Consider the following 16,378-nt stretch of genomic DNA (forward strand, 5'->3'; position numbering starts at 1 on the left):
GACCACCGACTCCCTCGCGCGTGCGACTTCGCGCCCGCTGGGCGCTCGTCGGCACGCGCCGACCGCAGGGGAATCAGTCGTCCGCGGGAGCGCGGTCGGCGAACTGCGGCAGTTCGTCGTCGAGCAGCGCGACCGTCGCCAGCCGGATGGCGTGCGGCCACCCGAGCGGGGTCGCGCTGTCGGGCGTCCCGTCGTCGAAGAACTGCTCGGGGAGGTACGTCGTCGGCTCGCAGAGGGAGCCGCCGGGCGAGACGTGCGCGAGCAGGTCGCGGGCGCGTGCCGTCATCTCGCCCGCGCGCGGGTCGTCGTGCGCCGCGAGCAGGGCCGCCAGCTCCGCGCAGGCATGCGCGCCCCACGCGGTCGAGACCGTCCACACCTTCTCGGAGACCTGTCCCGCCCGCCGCCAGCCGTCGCCCTCGTAGCGAGTCAGCCCGGTGATCTCGTCGGTCTCGTGATAGAGCCCGTCGACGACCGTCTCGACGTGCGAGACCAGTCGGTCGAGGCGCTCGTCGTCGACTGCGCCGACCGCGTCGAACGAGCGGTGCGCGGCCGCGAGCGCCAGCGTCGCGGAGTCGAGCCGGTCGTCTATCCCGCCGTCGACCGTCTCGCGGAGCGCGTAACAGCCACGCTCGGGCACCCACAGGTCGTCGAGCGCCGCGTACACCTCACGGGCCCGGTCGCGGGCGTGCGCGGCGAGGTCGTCCGGGAGCGAAGCGGCGCCGGGCACGGCGTCGGAGTCGTCGAGCGCGTCGACGGCGAGCCCCTCGCCGTGCCGGCCGAGTTCGCTGTACGCTTCTAAGAACGTCGCGGCGGTGTGCGTGAACCGGCCGGCGGAGTCCTCCCACGCGTTCTGACAGACGACGGGGCGGCCGTCGGGTTCGAGCGTCCGGTCCAGGCCCGCGAGCGCGGCGACCAGCGTGCCGTCGAGACCGTCCGCGTCGACGCCGGCGGCCCGAGCCTGCGCGAGGTACGCGACGACGCTGCCGGTCTGGTCGGCCTGGTAGTCCACGTCCGGCCCGTCCTCGATGCGGGCGTTCGCCCACCCGGGCGCGAGCGCGCCGTCGCGGGGCCACACCCGGTGGGGCCACGAGCCGTCGGGGCGCTGCGTGGCGACGTACATCCGCGCGGACCGGGCGTGCCAGTCGTCGAGGTCGACGCCGACCGCGTCGGCCGCGCCGAGCAGGAACCCGGATATCTCCGCGTCGTCGCGGAACCACGTGTAGCCGTAGCCGCCGGAGTGCTCGTAGTACGGGTCGAAGTCCGGCCCCGCAATCCGAAGCCCGGAGGGGGCGGAGAGCAGGGAGAGGACGCGCAGGTCGGCGACGACGGACTCGCGAGCGGGCGCCGACTCGGGGACGGTCGGGAGCGCGTCCGCGGCCGCGTCCGCGAGCGCGTCGACGCCGTCGAGGTCGGAGAAGAGCGCGTCGAGGCGCTCGCGGGCCGCCTCGCGGTCGGTCTCCGCTCGGTCCGTCAGGAGCGTGGCGACCGTCGCGACCCCGTCCGAGAGCGGCACGTCGGCGATCACCTCCCCGGAGAGCCGCTCCTCCTCGTACCGGTCGCCGTCGCGGTCGCGCGGGAGGTCCGTCGGGTCGTCGTCGAGCAGTTCCGGGAACGTCGCCGGGAGCTGGCCGCGGAGGTCCGCGAAGCCGGTCGCGCTCGCGAGGAAGTCGTGTTCGTCGGCGTGGTACACCTCGACGGCGTCGTCGTACCGGAGCTGTCCCACCCGGTCGTCGCGGCCGTCGGGCGCGAACCGGGCGTAAACGACGAGCGAGGCGCCCGCGGGGTCGGCGTCCGCCCCGTCGGCAGGGTCCGCCTCGCCCGCGTCTGCGTCGCCGAACTCGACCGACGCCCGGGTGAGGTGCGCGTCGCCGAGCGTGACGTCGTGGCGGGTCACCGTCGCGCGCGGCGTCTCGTGGACGGTTTCGACCATCGCGGTGTCGTCGACGTACCGCTGCGTCGTGTCCGCCTCGTCGAGCCAGGTGACCTCGTCGCCGACGGCGAGACCGATCCGGGATCGGACGAGACCGGTCCGACCGGTGAGGGGGTAGCCGAAATCGCGGAGTTCGCCGTCGTCGCCGACGTGGACGAGCCGGCCGTCTCCCCCGAAAACCGGCCGGAAACGGTGCGCCGCTCGCCGGGGAAGTGCGTCCCGTCCCCGGCGTGGCGCTTGTAATCGTCGAGCGCGTCGCGGAGTTGCATTGCGAGATCGTACGCCGCGGTGCGATATGAAGTTTTGGTGTAATTGTTGTTCACGTGTTTCGCGAACGGAAACCCTCAAATCCCGCCGCGACGAGGGACCGAGCGTGTACGAACCCGGCCCCCCGCGAACGACGAGCGTCGGCGAGTCCGTCGAGCTGGCGCCGCGCTCCCCCGACCCGGACGGGATCTACCGGTGGACCGTCCGCGACGCGCCGGCCGACAGCGACCTCGCCGCCGGAGACGGTCCGGATCCCGAAGCGACCGGGCCGCCGAGTTCGGCGACCGCGGTCGGTTCGGCTCCCCCGACAGCTGTGCTCCGCGCGGGCGAGACGAGCCGCGACGACGACCCGGTGGTCCATCTCGACCCGGACGCTCCCGGGACCTACGTCCTCGCGCTCGACGCGCCCGACGGCGTCCACCGCCAGCGCGTGTGCGTCTTCCCCGACGAGCGCCGCGAGACGGAGATCCGGGTCCCGGCCGCCGACCTCCCGGTCGACGACGGGGACGTCGACCGCGTGTCGCTTTTGTGGCCGCTCGGCCAGAACCGGCTCGCGCTCGACCGCCCCGAGCGCGACGGCGACGAGTGGGTCGCTTCGGTGCGCGTGCCGCCGGGTAGCCACGGCTTCGGCTTCGTTCCGAACGACGACCGATCGGTCGCGTACCACGGCGACTGCGAGGTCCCCGGCCCCGGCCGACCGCGCCTCTCGCTCGACGCGACGGTCGTCGAGACCGACGACCCAGACGCGAGCGACCGGCTCCGCCTGACCGCCGCGGTCGAGGCCGCGCCCGCAGTCGACGACGTGGAGCGCGGCGGCGACCCGGACGCGCTCGACGCGACGTTCCTCGTCGACGACCGCGACGCCGACCCGGAGACGGTCGCGGCGATCGAGTCGCGGGCGGACGGGCGGACCCTCTCTGTCCCGCTCGACGACCTCCCCGACTCTGTCCGAATCCATGCGGTTCCGCACGGCGAGCGGTACGGGGCCGCGGAGACGGTGCGGATCGAAACGGACGGGAGTAAACCGAGTGACTCAGTTGCGGTGAGCGACCCGAACCCGACGCCCGACTGGGCCGAATCGCCGACGATCTACGAGGTCTTCGTCCGCTCGTTCGCGGGCGACACGCTGCCGACGACGTTCCGGGAGATCGAGCGCCGGGTCGAGTACCTCGACCACCTCGGCGTTGACGCGCTCTGGCTCACCCCCGTCCTCGCCTCGCCGACGGACCACGGCTACCACGTCACCGACTACTACGACACCGCCGCGGACCTCGGCTCTCGCGAGTCGTTCGAGTCGCTCGTCGACGCGTGTCACGACGCCGGCATCCGCGTCGTCTTCGATCTGGTGATCAACCACACCTCCCGCGACCATCCCGCCTTCCAGCTCCACTCCGCCGGGGTCGACGCGTACGCCGACCACTACCGACGGACCGACTCCGCGGCCGACGTGACCGGCATCGACTGGGCCGAGCTCGGGGACGGCGATATGCCGGACTACTACTTCGAGTGGGGGCGCATCCCGAACCTCAACTACGACAGCCCGGCGGTCCGCGAGTGGCTGCTCGACGTGGTCGACGAGTGGGCCGGCGTCGTCGACGGGTTCCGCGCCGACGTGGCGTGGGGCGTCCCGCACGGCTTCTGGAAGGAGGTCGCCGACCGCGTCCCCGACGACGTGCTCCTCCTCGACGAGACGCTGCCCCACGACCCGTTCTACAGCGAGGGGGAGTTCCACCGCCACTACGATACCTCGCTGTACGGGACGCTCCGCGCGGTCGGCGCGGGTGAGGAGCCGGCCGACGCGGTCGAGACCGCGCTCGCCCGCGGCGAGTGGCTCGGCTTCGACGACCCGGGCGCGCAGATGCGCTACGTCGAGAACCACGACGAGGACCGGTACCTCGCGGAGTACGGCCGAGACGCCCTCCGCGCGGCCGCGGCCGTGACGTTCACGCTGCCGGGCGCGCCGATGATCTACGCGGGACAGGAACGGGGCAACGAGACGTACCGCGGTCCGATCCGGTGGCACGACGGCGACAACGGACTCACCGAGTTCCACCGCGAGTTGGCCGCGCTGCGCGAGACCGAACCGCTCCTCCGGGAAGGGGGCGTCGCGTTCGACGGCCGCGCGGCCGACGCCCACGTCGTCGAGGGCGACGCCGAGCGCGTGACCGCCTACGAGCGGACGCCGCCGGAGTCGGCGGGGAGCGGAGCCAGCGACCCGCTCCTCGTCGTCGTCAACTTCGGCGAGGCGCCGGCGACCGTCGCCGTTCCCGGCGCGGTCGGGGAGGATTCGTTCGGAGACGGTCGCGTCCGCGACGACGCGGGTGAGGGCGACGACGTGAGCGCCGCCGCCAGCGACACCGAGCGCGACGAACTCCGCGTCGCGGTCGATTCGGTGGCCGTCCTCCGGTGACCGCGGGCCGGGAGCGCGGCGAGGGGGTCGAGTGGGCGCCGTCTCCGCGGACGCTCGCGGACCGACCCTTATAAGTGTCGCTCGGAAGAGGCGTTCGTATGGACGACCGGACGCTGACCGACCTCCTCCGTCGCTTCGGACTCTCCGACAAGGAGGTCGACACCTATCTCAGTCTGCTCGAACACGGCGAGGCGAAGGCGAGCACCGTCGCCGACGCGGCGGGCGTCTCGAAGCGGTACGTCTACAGCGTGAGCGAGTCGCTGGCGGAGCGCGGCTTCGTCGAGGTGAACGACCACGTCGTGCCGACGACGATCCGCGCGAACCCGCCGGACGAGGTGATAGAGCGGCTCCGGTCCGACGTGGACGCGATGCGGCCCGGGCTGGCGGAGCGGTACTCCCGCGTGGAGCGCCAGGCCGAGCAGTTCGAGGTGATCAAATCGCGGGTCACCGTCCTCAAGCGAATTCGCTCGCTGCTCTCGGACGCCGAGTCGGAGGTGACGCTGTCGCTCACCGCCGGACAGGTCCCGGAGGTCAGGGACGCGCTCGCGGACGCGGTCGACCGCGGCGTGCTCGTCTTACTCGTCGTCTCCGACGCCGACGCGGACCTCGACGCGGATGACCCCGCGCTGTCGGGAGTCGCCAACGTCGTCCGGAGCTGGGGCGAGGCGATGCCGACGCTCCTCACCGTCGACTCCGCGGCCGGCGTCGTCGCCCCGCCCGAACTCCTCCGCCGGTCGACGACCGACCGGCAGGCCATCGCCTTCGCCCAAGAGCAGCTCGCGCCGGTGATCGTCGGCTCGTTCCTCGGGAACTACTGGCCCGCCGCGACGGAGGTTCTCGTCGCCGATTCGGCGCCGCTCCCGGCCGAGTACACGAACTTCAGACACACCGTCCTCCAGGCGACCCTCCAGCTCCGCGCCGGCGACCCGCCCCGGGTAACCGTCGGCGGTCGGTGGACCGACGACGACGAACCGGCCGAAATCGTCGGCCGCGTCGTCGAGACGAGACAGGGGATGGTGGAGCCGACGAACAACGAGTTCCCGGTCGAGCACTCGCTCGTCGTCGAGACCGACGACGGCGAGGTCATCGTCGGCGGGCAGGGCGCGTTCGTCGAGGACATCGAGGCCGACCTCGTCCGGATCGAGCCGGACGCCGAGTAAGAGCGGCGACGCGGGAAGCCGAGACGGCGACGGTGGCGCCTTCCCCCGACGGCCGTCAGTTCTCGGGCGGAACCGGCGCGCTCACCGGACCGCCGTCGCGAACGGGGGCGTCCGGGGTGACCCGGAACCACCAGTCCGGACCGGTCGGATCGTCGCCGTCCGCGAGGAGCGCGACCCCGGCGATCCGCCCGCGGGGGTCGCGGCGACACACCTCCAGCGCCACCGGAAGCGTCGGGACCCGCCCGTCGGTCGGGGACAGCGCGTAGCCGGAGACGCGGACCGCCGCGCCGTCCGCGGCCGAGGCCCTCGACGCCGAGACCGGTCCAGCGCCGTCGACGCGCTCGTAGCCGTCGACGAGACCGACCGACGCGAGGCGGTCGAACGCGGCGGTCACCGGGTCCGCGGCGGGAGACTCGGGAGGCTCGGAGAGCCGCTCGGCGGCCGCGGACAGCACCGCCGCCTGCGTCTCCGGGTCGAGGTGGCGTTCGAGCGCCGTCGCCATCGCTTCGAGCAGGCACAGACAGAGGTCGTCGGGGTCGGCGAGCCGCTCCGCGAACGCGAAGTACGCGTCCATCACGGCCGACTCCGCGCGATCGTGGCCACCGGCGGAGAGCGCCTCGAACGTCGCCGCCGCCGCGGCGTGGCAGAACTCGACGCGGGCGCGGCGCCGGCCGCGTTCCGGCGGGCGGCCGGGAAGCCGAGGGATTGCCGACCCCGCGTCGTCACCGGGATCATCGTCTCTCGAACGACCGCCTCGCGAGGGACTGTCCCGCGAACAACCGTCTCGCGGACGTCCGGCGGCGTCGTCTACGACGCGGTCGGCGAGTTCGTCCGTCGGTCGGTCTGCGCTGTCCGGGGCGAAACGCGGCGCGTCGGCGGTCCGATCGCCCGCCGGCTCTGACTCGACGAACTCCTGTCTGACGACGACGTCGTAGAAGGGGAGCTGGGGGTCGTACCGGCGGAGCGCGTCGCGGTACTGTTCGGTCGCACGGGCCGCCGCGCGGGCCGTCTCGCGGCTGTCGAACCGCAGTCCCGCGGCGGGGACCGGTCGATCGCCGTACCGCGCGCAGACGAGCGAGAACTCGCCGTCCGCGACCGCGAGCGATTCGATGTGGTCCGCGATGTCGAGTAGCGTGGTTCCGATCACGGTGATGTCCTCACGGGCGGGAGAACCGCGTTTGGCGGGGTTACGACCCCGAAATGGGGCGAATTCGTGGAATTGTGAACGCTCCGCTCATCGGCGCACTCGGACCGGGTTGGCGGCCGCGATGAACGGCTCGTCGCCGTCGGCCGACGCGAACGCGATGTCGCCGCCCTCGCCGCGCTCGACGCGCCACGTCGGCAGCGCCGGCACGTCGTAGTCGGTCGGGTCGCCGTAGGTCGCCGCGACGGCCCACTCGCGGGCGCGCATCTACAGGTCCCCGTTGATCACGTCCGCGACCCGCTGCCGGTCGAACAGCCGCTCGCCGTCCGGGATTTCCGGGTACGGTCCCTCCTCGTAGCGCGGCCACTCGCCGAAGGCGTCGGGGTAGAGCTGCTTCGCGGTCATCTCGAGCTGGAAGAGGTTGAGGATCGGTCCCTGATACCGGGCGCCCTGCGGGTGGATGCGGTCGTTCTGAACCGCGGAGACCTGCGAGCCGACGGGGTCCTCCTCGAAGGCGGTCCGCCGCCCGGCCATGTCCGTCGCCGGCTCCATGCCGCCGAGGTAGAGGATGACGTCGGGGTCGGCTTCGAGTATCGTCTCGAAGTCGACGACGGTCCCGGAGTCGATGCTTCCCTCGAAGGCGTCGCGTGGGCCGAGCGGGCGCGTGTGCGCCGTGAGGAACCCGGGGTTGCTCAGGGTGTACGCGTAGATCTGCTCGATGTCGGCGGCCGCGACCATGATGGCGCTGGGGCGCTCTTCCTGCGGCGGCAGGTCGGCTTCGATCGTCGATAAGAGCCCCTGGTGGACCTCGGCGAGCGCCTCGTAGCGCTCGCGCTCCTGGAAGGCCTCGGCGACGCGCTCGAACTGCTCCCACAGCCCGTAGTACTCGTAGCCGTCGGCCCACTCTTCGGCGGGCTCCTGATGTCGGTCGCTGAGGGAGTTCCCGAACCACGGCGAGACGTTCTCGGCGATCTCGTCGATGTCGGACCGGTCCCACCCCTCGACTTGCGTCACCCACGCCGGGTCCGCGAGGTGGATGTCGCTGTCCAGCTCGTACAGCTTCTCCTTGTCCGGCTCCCACGAGGAGTAGAGTCCCGACCAGTCGAGCGAGACGCCCGGCAGGCGCTCGACGTACTGGTTCCAGAGCGCGTCGTAGTAGTCCGGCGCGCTGGATCGCGGCGATCCCGTCGCTCCGGCCGAGCGCGAACGCCATGTCCGCGTGGTGGGTGAGCCGCGTGAACACCGTCTCCGGCGGCGACTCGAACGTTACCTCGCCCACCGGCGAGATGGACGCGGTGTAGCTCCCGTCGCCGGCGTCGTCCGCGGACTCCTCCGAGTCGCCGCCGCCGGTCGAGCCGTCGTCGGTCGAGCCGTCGTCGGTCGAGTTGCCGGACGAGCCGGTGTCGCCGCCCCCGGTACAGCCGGCGAGCAGGCCGCCGAGCGTGACCGCGCCGCCGTACTTGATCGTCTCTCTCCGTGTCGGCATCTCGTGTCGAACTGTGTCGTTGGTGTCCATGGTCAGAGTTCTCCGTTGATGATATCCGCGACGCGCTGGCGGTCGAACAGTTCCTCGTCGCCGGTGACGGGGCCGAACTCGTCCGGATACAGCTGCTTTGCGGCCCGTTCGGTCAAGAAGAGGTTGTGGATCGGTCCCTGATTCAGGTAGCCGCCGCGATACACGCGTCCGTTCTGGACCGCCGTGAGCTCGCTCCCGACGGGGTGATCCTCCATGTACGCGAGCACGGTGTCGCGGAACTCCGTCGGCGATTTCCGTTCGTGCCCGCGGACGAGGATGACGTCGGGATCCACTTCGAGCATGTTCTCGTAGTCGAGTTCGCCGCGGTTCGTGCTGCTGAGGTTCTCAATGTTCGTTCCGGTGAGCGCGTCGGTCACGCCCAGATCGAGCCACTGCTTTTTGCTCGTCCCCTTGTCGACCAGTCGGTACGGCGAGAACGTCTCCGGCTCGTTTGTTCCCTCGAACGTCAGGAATACGCTCGGCCGGTCGTCTGCCGCCGGAAGGCGAGATTGTACGTCCGCGATGAACGACTCGTGGAGCTCGGCGAACGCCTCGTAGCGCTCGCGCTCGTCAAACGCCGCCGCGACCTGTTCGAACGCCTCGTACAGCGTGTAGTACCGGTAATCGTGCCATTCGTCCGATCGTCGGAAGATTAGGTTACCAAAGAACGGGGCGACGTTATCGCGGATCTCCGCGACGTCGTCTTCCCCCCAGTCGAACCAGTTGATGAGCATCTGGGGATCGTACAGGTGGATGTCAGCATCGAGCTCGTAGAACTGCTCTTTCGTTCTGACATCCGGGTGCGCTTCGATGGGGCTTCGATCGATGTCGACTCCGGGAAGCTCGTCATAGACGTACGTGTAGTACCGATCAGCGTTGCCAATTCCGACTAATCCGTCACCCTTCCCCAGCGCGACAACCATGTCCGCGAAGCCGCCGTCGTACGCGACCCACTGTTCCGGGACCGCCTCGAAGGTCACCTCACCGACGGGTTCCATGGCAGCGGTGTACGGGAGTCCGTCGGATTCTTCGCTCTCCGTCCCCGATTCGGTTGAGTTGGCTTCCGCGTCGCCGTCACCGTTCCCTGTGCCGTTACCGCTCCCTGAAACACCCCCGCTTCCACCACCCCCGGCACAGCCGGCGAACAGGCCGCCGAGCGCGACCGTACCGCCGTACTTCGCGAAGGCTCTGCGAGTCGGGCCGTCGGGTGTCTCGTCGCCGTTGGGCATACTTTTAGGCAGACCTAAAACAATATAACCGTTCCGATCTTTAGGCCAGCCTAAAATGAGTCGAGCGCGCCGGTCTGTCGGCGCGCGGATGCGCCGGTGCGGGCTACTCCTCGTGTCGCGCCCGGAGCGGCGTCACCCGCGGGCCGCGGTCGGTGTCGACGACCTCGGCGTCGACGCGGAACACGTCGGTGAGCAGGTCCTCGGTGACGACCTCCTCGGGCGGCCCGCGCGCCCGGATCTCGCCGTCCTTGAGCGCGACCACCCGGTCGGCGAGCCGCGCGGCCTGTTCGATGTCGTGGAGGACGACGACGACGGTGACCTCGCTCTCGTCGCGGAGCGCCTCGATGATCTCCATCACCTCCATCTGGTGGTGTAAATCGAGGAACGTCGTCGGCTCGTCGAGGAGGAGCACGTCGGTGTCCTGCGCCAGCACCATCGCGATCCACGCCAGCTGCTTTTGCCCGCCGCTTAAGCTGCCGACCTCGCGGTCGCGCAGGTGGCCGCAGCCCGCCAGGTCGATGGCGCGCTCGACCGCGCGGGCGTCCTCGGCGGTCGTCCGTTCGAAGAACCCGCGGTGCGGGTAGCGACCGTGGTACACGAGATCCTCGACGGTGATGCTGTCCGGCGACGTGCTCTCCTGTGAAAGCAGGCCGAGCTTCTTCGCGAGCGCCTTCGTGTCCATCGAGTGAACGTCGCGCCCGTCCAGAAGCACCGAGCCGCCCTCGGGCGCGAGCTGGTTCGCCAGTCCCTTCAGCAGGGTGCTCTTCCCGGAGCCGTTCGGGCCGACGAGGGCGGTGACCGCGCCCGGCTCGGCCGCGATCGACTCGCCGTCGATCACCGGCTCCGGGGCCGTCGGGTAGCCCAACACGAGGTCCTCGCCGTCGAGGTCGCTCGCGGCTCCCGCGCCGCCCGTTCCGTGTTGCCCGCCCGCGCCGGCCGTTCCCTGCGGGCCGTCCGCTTCGGTCGCGCCGTTCATCTCGTTCGCGCCGCTCGATTCGCCCGACTCCGTCGCGTCCGCGTGTTCTGTGGACATTCAGAGGTCACCCATGTTCTGCTGTCGCCGCATCAGGTACAGGAAGTACGGTCCGCCGACCAGCCCGGTGACGATCCCCACCGGTATCTGCGAGTCCGCGCCGGTCAGCACGCTCATCCCGAGGCGCGCGCCCACGTCGGCGCCGACCATCAGCGCCGGGCCGACGAACAGGCAGCCGACGATCACCCGCTTGTAGTCGCTGCCGACGAGGTTTCGGACCACGTGGGGGACGATGAGTCCCACGAAGCTGACGATGCCCGCCACCGCGATGCTGGCGGCCGCCGCCAGCACGGCGACGCCGGAGAGCGCGAACCGCACCCGCTCTATCGACATCCCTAGCGACTTCGCCGTCTGCTCGCCGAGGAGGAGGAGGTTCAGCTGCCGCGACCCCGCGAGCGAGAGCACCACCGCCACGACCGTCCACGGGAGCGCCATCCGGACCTGCTCCCAGTCGGTCCCCGTCAGCGAGCCGGTGGTCCACTGGATCGCCGACTGGACGACGCTGATGTCGTCAGCGAAGAAGAACAGCCCCGTCTGGAGGCTGGTGAAGACGGTCCCGACGATGACGCCCGCAAGCACGAGCCGGACGGGGCTGGTCCCGTTCTTCCACGCGATGGCGTACACGATCAGGAACGCGACCGACCCCCCCAGCGCCGCGATCAGCGGCAGGAACGCCGAGAGGCTCCCGAACACGACGAGCGTGAGCAGGATCATCAGTCCCGCGCCGGAGGAGACGCCGAGGATGAACGGGCTGGCGAGCTCGTTCCGCGTCACCGCCTGGAAGATGGCGCCCGAGACGGCGAGGTTCATCCCGACGACGACGCCGACGAGCACCCGCGGCAGCCGGATGTTCCAAACGATGAGCGTCTCGCGCGCGAGCTGCGGCAGCTCGCCCTGGAACCCCGTGACCGTTCGCATCAGCTCCTCGCCGAGGAGGAAGTTGAGGAACCACCGCGGGTCGAACAGGACGGCGGGGTCGAGGACGGCCCGCCACGCCTGCCCGACCGTCATCGAGTACGCCCCGAAGCTCACCTGGACGAGTCCCGCGACGGCGACCAGGACGAGGCTTCCCACCGCGACCGTCACGAGCCGGGGGTCGAACAGCCACCCGAGCCGACCGCCTTCGGCCGGGCGTCGAGCCGGAGAGCCGCCGCCGACGGTCCGTCCCTCCCCGCCGGTCGTCGATTCCCCGCCGCTCATCGCCGCCCTCCGTCGACCGGCTCGGCGTCGGTGTCGTCGGTGGCGTCGGTGTCGCCTCCAGCGTTCGACCCGTCACCGGCCGCGTACGCGACGATCGCCTCGTCGTCCATCGCGTCGAGCAGCGCGTCGGTCCCGTGGGCGTCGACGACCGCCTCGGGGTCGAGGCGCTCGGCGAGCGCGCGGTGGCCGGCCGCGGCGCGGGCCGCCTCCTCGTCCGCGTCGACGTACGCCGACAGCGCCTCGTCGACCGCGGCCTCGCGGATGCGCGCGAACCGCTCCGAGTCGGGGTCGACCGGGCCGTCCGCGTGCTCCGCGTCGAACCACTCGACCCACCGGTCGCGGTCGGCCCACTCGTCGTCGAGTTCCGCCTCGCGACGGACCCAGTCGACCCCCTCCGCCGCCGCCGGCCACCAGCCGTCGTCGACCCGGGCGTCGGCGACGACCTGCTTGCCGACCCGGGCGCCGCGGCCCGCGGCCGTGATCGCCTGCCGGTCGGCCTCCGAGGGGGACGCGACGTACAGCCCGTCGACGGGGGTCGTCCCGTCGCGATCCGCGTACTCGCGGTCGAAGTGCTCGTGCGTCTCGCCGCCGTGGTCGTGGACCTCGAACATCGCGTCGTCGTCGTCGAGTCCGCGGAGGTACTCGCCGTCGTAGCGCGTCGCCGCGATCACCCGACGAGCGGTGACCGACTCGCCCTCCTGTAGGCCGACGACGAACCGCTCGGTTTCAGGCTCGTCCGCGTCGGCCTCCGAGCGCTCGACGGACTCGACGAGGTCCTCAACGACCGCACAGCCCGCCCGCTCCGCCTGTGCGCGCATGAGGTCCGAGAGCGTTCCGACGTCGATCCCGGCCGGGAAGCCGGGGTAGTTCTCCAAGTGCGCGCAGCGCACGAGCGACGACCGCCCGCGGTCGAAGACGACAACGTCGAGTCCGGCGCGCGCCGCGAACACCGCGGCGGCGCAGCCGGCCGGGCCGCCACCCACCACGGCGACATCGCGGTCGGCGGCAGCGCGGTCGGCGGCGGCGCTCATTCCGCCCCTCCCACGACGATCGAGGCGACCTCGTCGCGGTCGAACAGCCGCTCGTCGGCGGGGATATCGGGGTAGTCGTCGCCGTGTTCGTAGCCCGGCCACTCCCCGAACCGCTCCGGGAACAGCTGTTTCGCGGTCATCTCCAGCTGGAACAGGTTCATGATCGGTCCCTGAACCGGGTCGCCGGAGGGGTAGAAGCGGTCGTTCGCTATCGCGGAGAGCTCGCCGGCGACCTGATGCTCCGACAGCTCCTCGCGGGTGGCGCCGACGTCGTAGTAGGAGGCGATCCCGTACTGGTGGAGGATGACATCGGGGTCGATCTCCAGCAGCTGCTCGTGGTCGTAGGCCGTCTCGTAGGTAACCTCCTCAGCAGCGAACGCGTCGGGAACATCGAAGGGGCGCACGTGCGCGTTCGCGAAGCCGGGCTGGTCGGTCCGCGACGGGTAGTAGGTCCCGTCCATGTAGAGGAGCGTCGCGACCGTCGGGCGCTCCTCGGCGGGCGGGAGGTCGCTCCGGATCGTCTCGACCAAGTCCTCCCGGACCGAATCGAGCGCGGCGAAGCGCTCCTCCTCTCGGAACGCGGCGGCGACGCGCTCGCCGATCTCCGGGAGGGTGTAGTACTCGTAGCGGTCGCGACACGGCTCGGGCGGCTCGGAGTGTCGGCGGCTGTAGATATTCCCGAACCACGGCCCGACGTTGTCGCGGATCTCGTCCACGTCGCCCTCGTCCCAGCCGTCGAAGGAGACGAACAGGCAGGGGTCGGCGAGGTGGAGGTCGGAGTCGAGCTCGTAGAGGAGCTCGCGGTCGACGGAGATGCCGCCGCCCGACCCCGTGTTGAGCTGTTCGAGCCCCTCGCGGTCGAATGAGACGCCGTCGAGGGCCGCGTAGTAGGCGTCCAGCGTGTTGCCGCCCGCGTCGGCGTCGAAGCCGAGCGAGTTGACCGCGTCGCCGTGGCCGAGCGCCACCGCGAGGTCGGCGTACAACAGGCTGTAGGCCATGACGTTCTCCGGGACCGCGTCGAACGTCACCTCGCCGACCGGCGCCATCTCGGCCGCGTACGAGTCCGCCCCCCCGGACTCGCCTGACGAGTCGTCCCCGCCGGCGCCGCCGTCCGCCGAGCCGTTTCCGTCACCCGATCCGGACCCGCTCGGCGTCGACTCGGTCCCGCTACACCCGGCGAGCAGCCCCGCACCGGCGACGGCGCCGCAGTACCTGATCGCGTCGCGCCGCGTCCCGGCGGGTCGGTCCGCGTCTCGTTCCATATGGTTTAGGCTTCCCTAAAGGATTAAAGCGGTTTCGAATGTTAGGCGAACCTAAAGACTCGTAGCGTGTCGACGATCTCGCGCGAACCGCGGTGAGGAGAGATCGGACCGAACGGACGAGGTGAGCGAGACACCGCGAGGACGGTTGAAAGGTCCTGAAGAGGCGATCGGAGATCGATCGCTGAACCACCGGCGAAATCAGATTTTGTATCGCGATATTCGGTTTACTCGGCGCCGAACGCCCGAACGCTCTCGAACGAGCCATGGGCGATAGCAGCCGCGATTCCGTCGGTATCGGCGTCTCGGGGCACCTCGTGGGGGTATTTCCGGGCGAAGTACCGCATGAGGTTCTCGACGTCTCGTTCGAGGAACTCCCTGGCGTTCTCGTGGTCAACCGACACCGCCTGCGGCCAGTCGAAGATCGTGATCCCGCTTTCGGCGACCGCGACGTTGTGTTCGGAGGCGTCGGCGTGGACCCAGCCCATCTCGTGGGCGGTGGCGAGCTCGCGGAGAATCAGATCGAGAACGCCGACCGCCTGCTCGGGGTCGAGCGTCGCGCGCGACAGTTCGACGCCCGCGAACTTCTCCATCACGATGGCGTGGCGGTTGTGATCCACCGGTCGCGGCACGCTCACGTCGGGGTACAGCTCCTCCATTGCCTCGTACTCGCGTTCGGCGGCCTTGCGCGCGGTGTACAGCCACGAGACGTGGTCGCGGTCGGCGGTGTACTCGCGGTCGCGGTTGACCTCGCGGAAGTTGGTGTACCCCTCGCGGTGGTACTTCAAGGCGAGCGGCCGGAACGACTGCGCCTCGTACACGTCGCCCTCCTTGCCGAGTCCGAGCGGCGACCCCACGCCGTCTATCGTCTCGCGCTCCGCGAACGTCCGGAGCGCCAGAGCGTCGTACCCCTCGAAGGTGAGCTGGTACCCCTCGTACTGGATCGTCTTCCGCTCGATCAGCTCGCGGTCGAGGCAGCGGTCGATCCGGTAGTCGACCTCCTCGCGAGTCAGGTCGGCGTAGTCCGGGAGCTTGTCGCGGCGGACCCACTCCGAGAAGCGCATCCCCTGCTCGACGCCCGAGAGGAGATAGAAGTCCTCGGGATCGAGTCCCGCCATGTCGCCGGCGACGTTTCGCACCATACGCGCCCCTACTCCGGCGATTCGTAAAAGGGACGCGCGTCCGCCGGAGCGGAGAATATAGTGTATACCGCGATAGGAAATTATCATGAACCGCGTACGGCCGCGGTTTCGGAGCGGAGATCGGTTTCGAGGCGGACGCCGGCTTCGGGACGGGATCCGTCGGTAACAGTGAGAACGGAACTTCGAACCGTCAGAGTACAAGGCCGCACTGGTGAGGAGATCGGTCAGGAGAGCGTTACCCGCCCGGCGAGGCGTGGTCGACCGGTTACTCCCGGGCCGCCGAGACGGCTTCGACGACCGCCCGCGCGTTCGACTCGATCGCGTCGAACGCGCCGTCGGCGATCGCCTCGCGGTCGACGATCCCGCTGCCGACGCCGACCGCGGCCGCGCCCGCCCGGATGTAGTCGCCGGCGTTCGCCGGGCCGACGCCGCCGGTCGGGACGAGCGGGACCTGCGGGAGCGGGCCGCCGATCGCGGCGACGTGGTCCGGACCGCCGGTCTTGGCGGGGAACACCTTGACGAGGTCGGCGCCGGCCTGATAGGCCTCGATCGCCTCGGTCGGCGTGTACGCGCCGACCGCGATCGGCGTGCCGTAGCGGTTCGCCGTCCGGACGACGTCGGGGTTCACCGTTGGCGTCACGAGGAACTCCGCGCCCGCGCGCTGCGCCGCGCGCGCCGTCTCCGAGTCGAGCACGGTCCCGGCGCCGACCAGCGCGTCGTCGACTCGGTCCGATATCGCCTCGATCGACGAGGTCGCGTCCGGCGTGTCCGCCGTTACCTCCAGCGCCGTCACGCCGGCGTCGACGACGGCGTCCGCGACCGCCACGGCGTCGTCCCGCTCCACGCCGCGGAGGATCGCGATCACGCCGCCGTCCGTGATCCGGTCGAGTCGGTGGATTCGCATGGGTGATACCTCCCCCGGAGGGGTATTAAATCGGCCCGTGTCGCGGGCGGCGACGCGGCGGCTCGTACACCCGCTATTTAAGAGAAGGACGGGTAAGTACGGGTATGGCGACCGAATTAGATCCGGCCGGTTCCCGGCGGCGGCCAGAGAACC

General features: G+C 70.7%; 11 protein-coding genes and 2 pseudogenes. 2 read left to right on the forward strand and 11 right to left on the reverse strand.

Going from position 1 to position 16,378, the window contains the following annotated elements; genetic code table 11:
• Nucleotides 1-73 precede the first annotated feature (73 nt).
• Nucleotides 74-2,199 (reverse strand): annotated as a pseudogene (locus tag ACODNG_RS05190) (glucan 1,4-alpha-glucosidase).
• A gap of 104 nt (nt 2,200-2,303) precedes the next feature.
• On the opposite strand from ACODNG_RS05190, the gene ACODNG_RS05195 reads away from it, so the two are divergent.
• Nucleotides 2,304-4,607 carry an alpha-amylase family glycosyl hydrolase gene (locus ACODNG_RS05195; RefSeq protein WP_434522701.1) on the forward strand — a complete coding sequence of 768 codons (2,304 nt, stop codon included), beginning with the start codon at nt 2,304-2,306 and terminating at the stop codon, nt 4,605-4,607.
• A 98-nt stretch (nt 4,608-4,705) separates the two neighbouring features.
• Entirely contained in the window at nt 4,706-5,767 is a 1,062-nt protein-coding gene (locus ACODNG_RS05200; protein WP_434522702.1) for a TrmB family transcriptional regulator, read from the forward strand.
• Nucleotides 5,768-5,822: 55 nt separating this feature from the next.
• Here the strand turns inward: ACODNG_RS05200 and ACODNG_RS05205 are convergent, their stop codons facing one another.
• From ACODNG_RS05205 to ACODNG_RS05250, 10 genes and pseudogenes are all read right to left on the reverse strand, one after another.
• Nucleotides 5,823-6,914: a DUF7551 domain-containing protein gene (locus tag ACODNG_RS05205; RefSeq protein WP_434522703.1), complete on the reverse strand. Its 1,092-nt coding sequence runs from the start codon at nt 6,912-6,914 to the stop codon at nt 5,823-5,825.
• Between the two features lie 87 nt (nt 6,915-7,001).
• Nucleotides 7,002-7,178, reverse strand: a complete 177-nt coding sequence (locus ACODNG_RS05210) for a hypothetical protein (RefSeq protein ID WP_434522704.1) — start codon at nt 7,176-7,178, stop codon at nt 7,002-7,004.
• A pseudogene (locus tag ACODNG_RS05215) lies at nt 7,179-8,427 on the reverse strand (ABC transporter substrate-binding protein).
• 2 nt (nt 8,428-8,429) lie between these two features.
• Nucleotides 8,430-9,656 (reverse strand): ABC transporter substrate-binding protein, encoded by a 1,227-nt coding sequence (locus tag ACODNG_RS05220; RefSeq protein ID WP_434522705.1) that lies wholly within the window; start codon nt 9,654-9,656, stop codon nt 8,430-8,432.
• Between the two features lie 103 nt (nt 9,657-9,759).
• Complete coding sequence (locus tag ACODNG_RS05225) at nt 9,760-10,689, reverse strand: ABC transporter ATP-binding protein (RefSeq protein WP_434522706.1); 930 nt, start codon at nt 10,687-10,689, stop codon at nt 9,760-9,762.
• On the reverse strand, nt 10,690-11,889 hold the full coding sequence (locus ACODNG_RS05230) for a FecCD family ABC transporter permease (protein ID WP_434522707.1): 1,200 nt from the start codon (nt 11,887-11,889) through the stop codon (nt 10,690-10,692).
• Nucleotides 11,886-12,920: an FAD-dependent oxidoreductase gene (locus ACODNG_RS05235; RefSeq protein WP_434522708.1), complete on the reverse strand. Its 1,035-nt coding sequence runs from the start codon at nt 12,918-12,920 to the stop codon at nt 11,886-11,888. The genes ACODNG_RS05230 and ACODNG_RS05235 overlap by 4 nt, the downstream gene beginning before the upstream one ends.
• Nucleotides 12,917-14,182 (reverse strand): ABC transporter substrate-binding protein, encoded by a 1,266-nt coding sequence (locus ACODNG_RS05240; protein WP_434522709.1) that lies wholly within the window; start codon nt 14,180-14,182, stop codon nt 12,917-12,919. Before ACODNG_RS05240 ends, ACODNG_RS05235 begins: the two co-directional genes overlap by 4 nt.
• Nucleotides 14,183-14,406: 224 nt before the next feature.
• On the reverse strand, nt 14,407-15,321 hold the full coding sequence (locus ACODNG_RS05245) for a serine/threonine-protein kinase RIO2 (RefSeq protein WP_434522710.1): 915 nt from the start codon (nt 15,319-15,321) through the stop codon (nt 14,407-14,409).
• 265 nt (nt 15,322-15,586) lie between these two features.
• Nucleotides 15,587-16,225, reverse strand: coding sequence for a bifunctional 4-hydroxy-2-oxoglutarate aldolase/2-dehydro-3-deoxy-phosphogluconate aldolase (locus tag ACODNG_RS05250; RefSeq protein ID WP_434522711.1), 639 nt, complete (start codon nt 16,223-16,225; stop codon nt 15,587-15,589).
• Nucleotides 16,226-16,378 lie beyond the last annotated feature (153 nt).

The organism is Halorubrum sp. AS12, from assembly GCF_051122765.1.
GTDB classification, from domain to species: domain Archaea; phylum Halobacteriota; class Halobacteria; order Halobacteriales; family Haloferacaceae; genus Halorubrum; species Halorubrum trapanicum.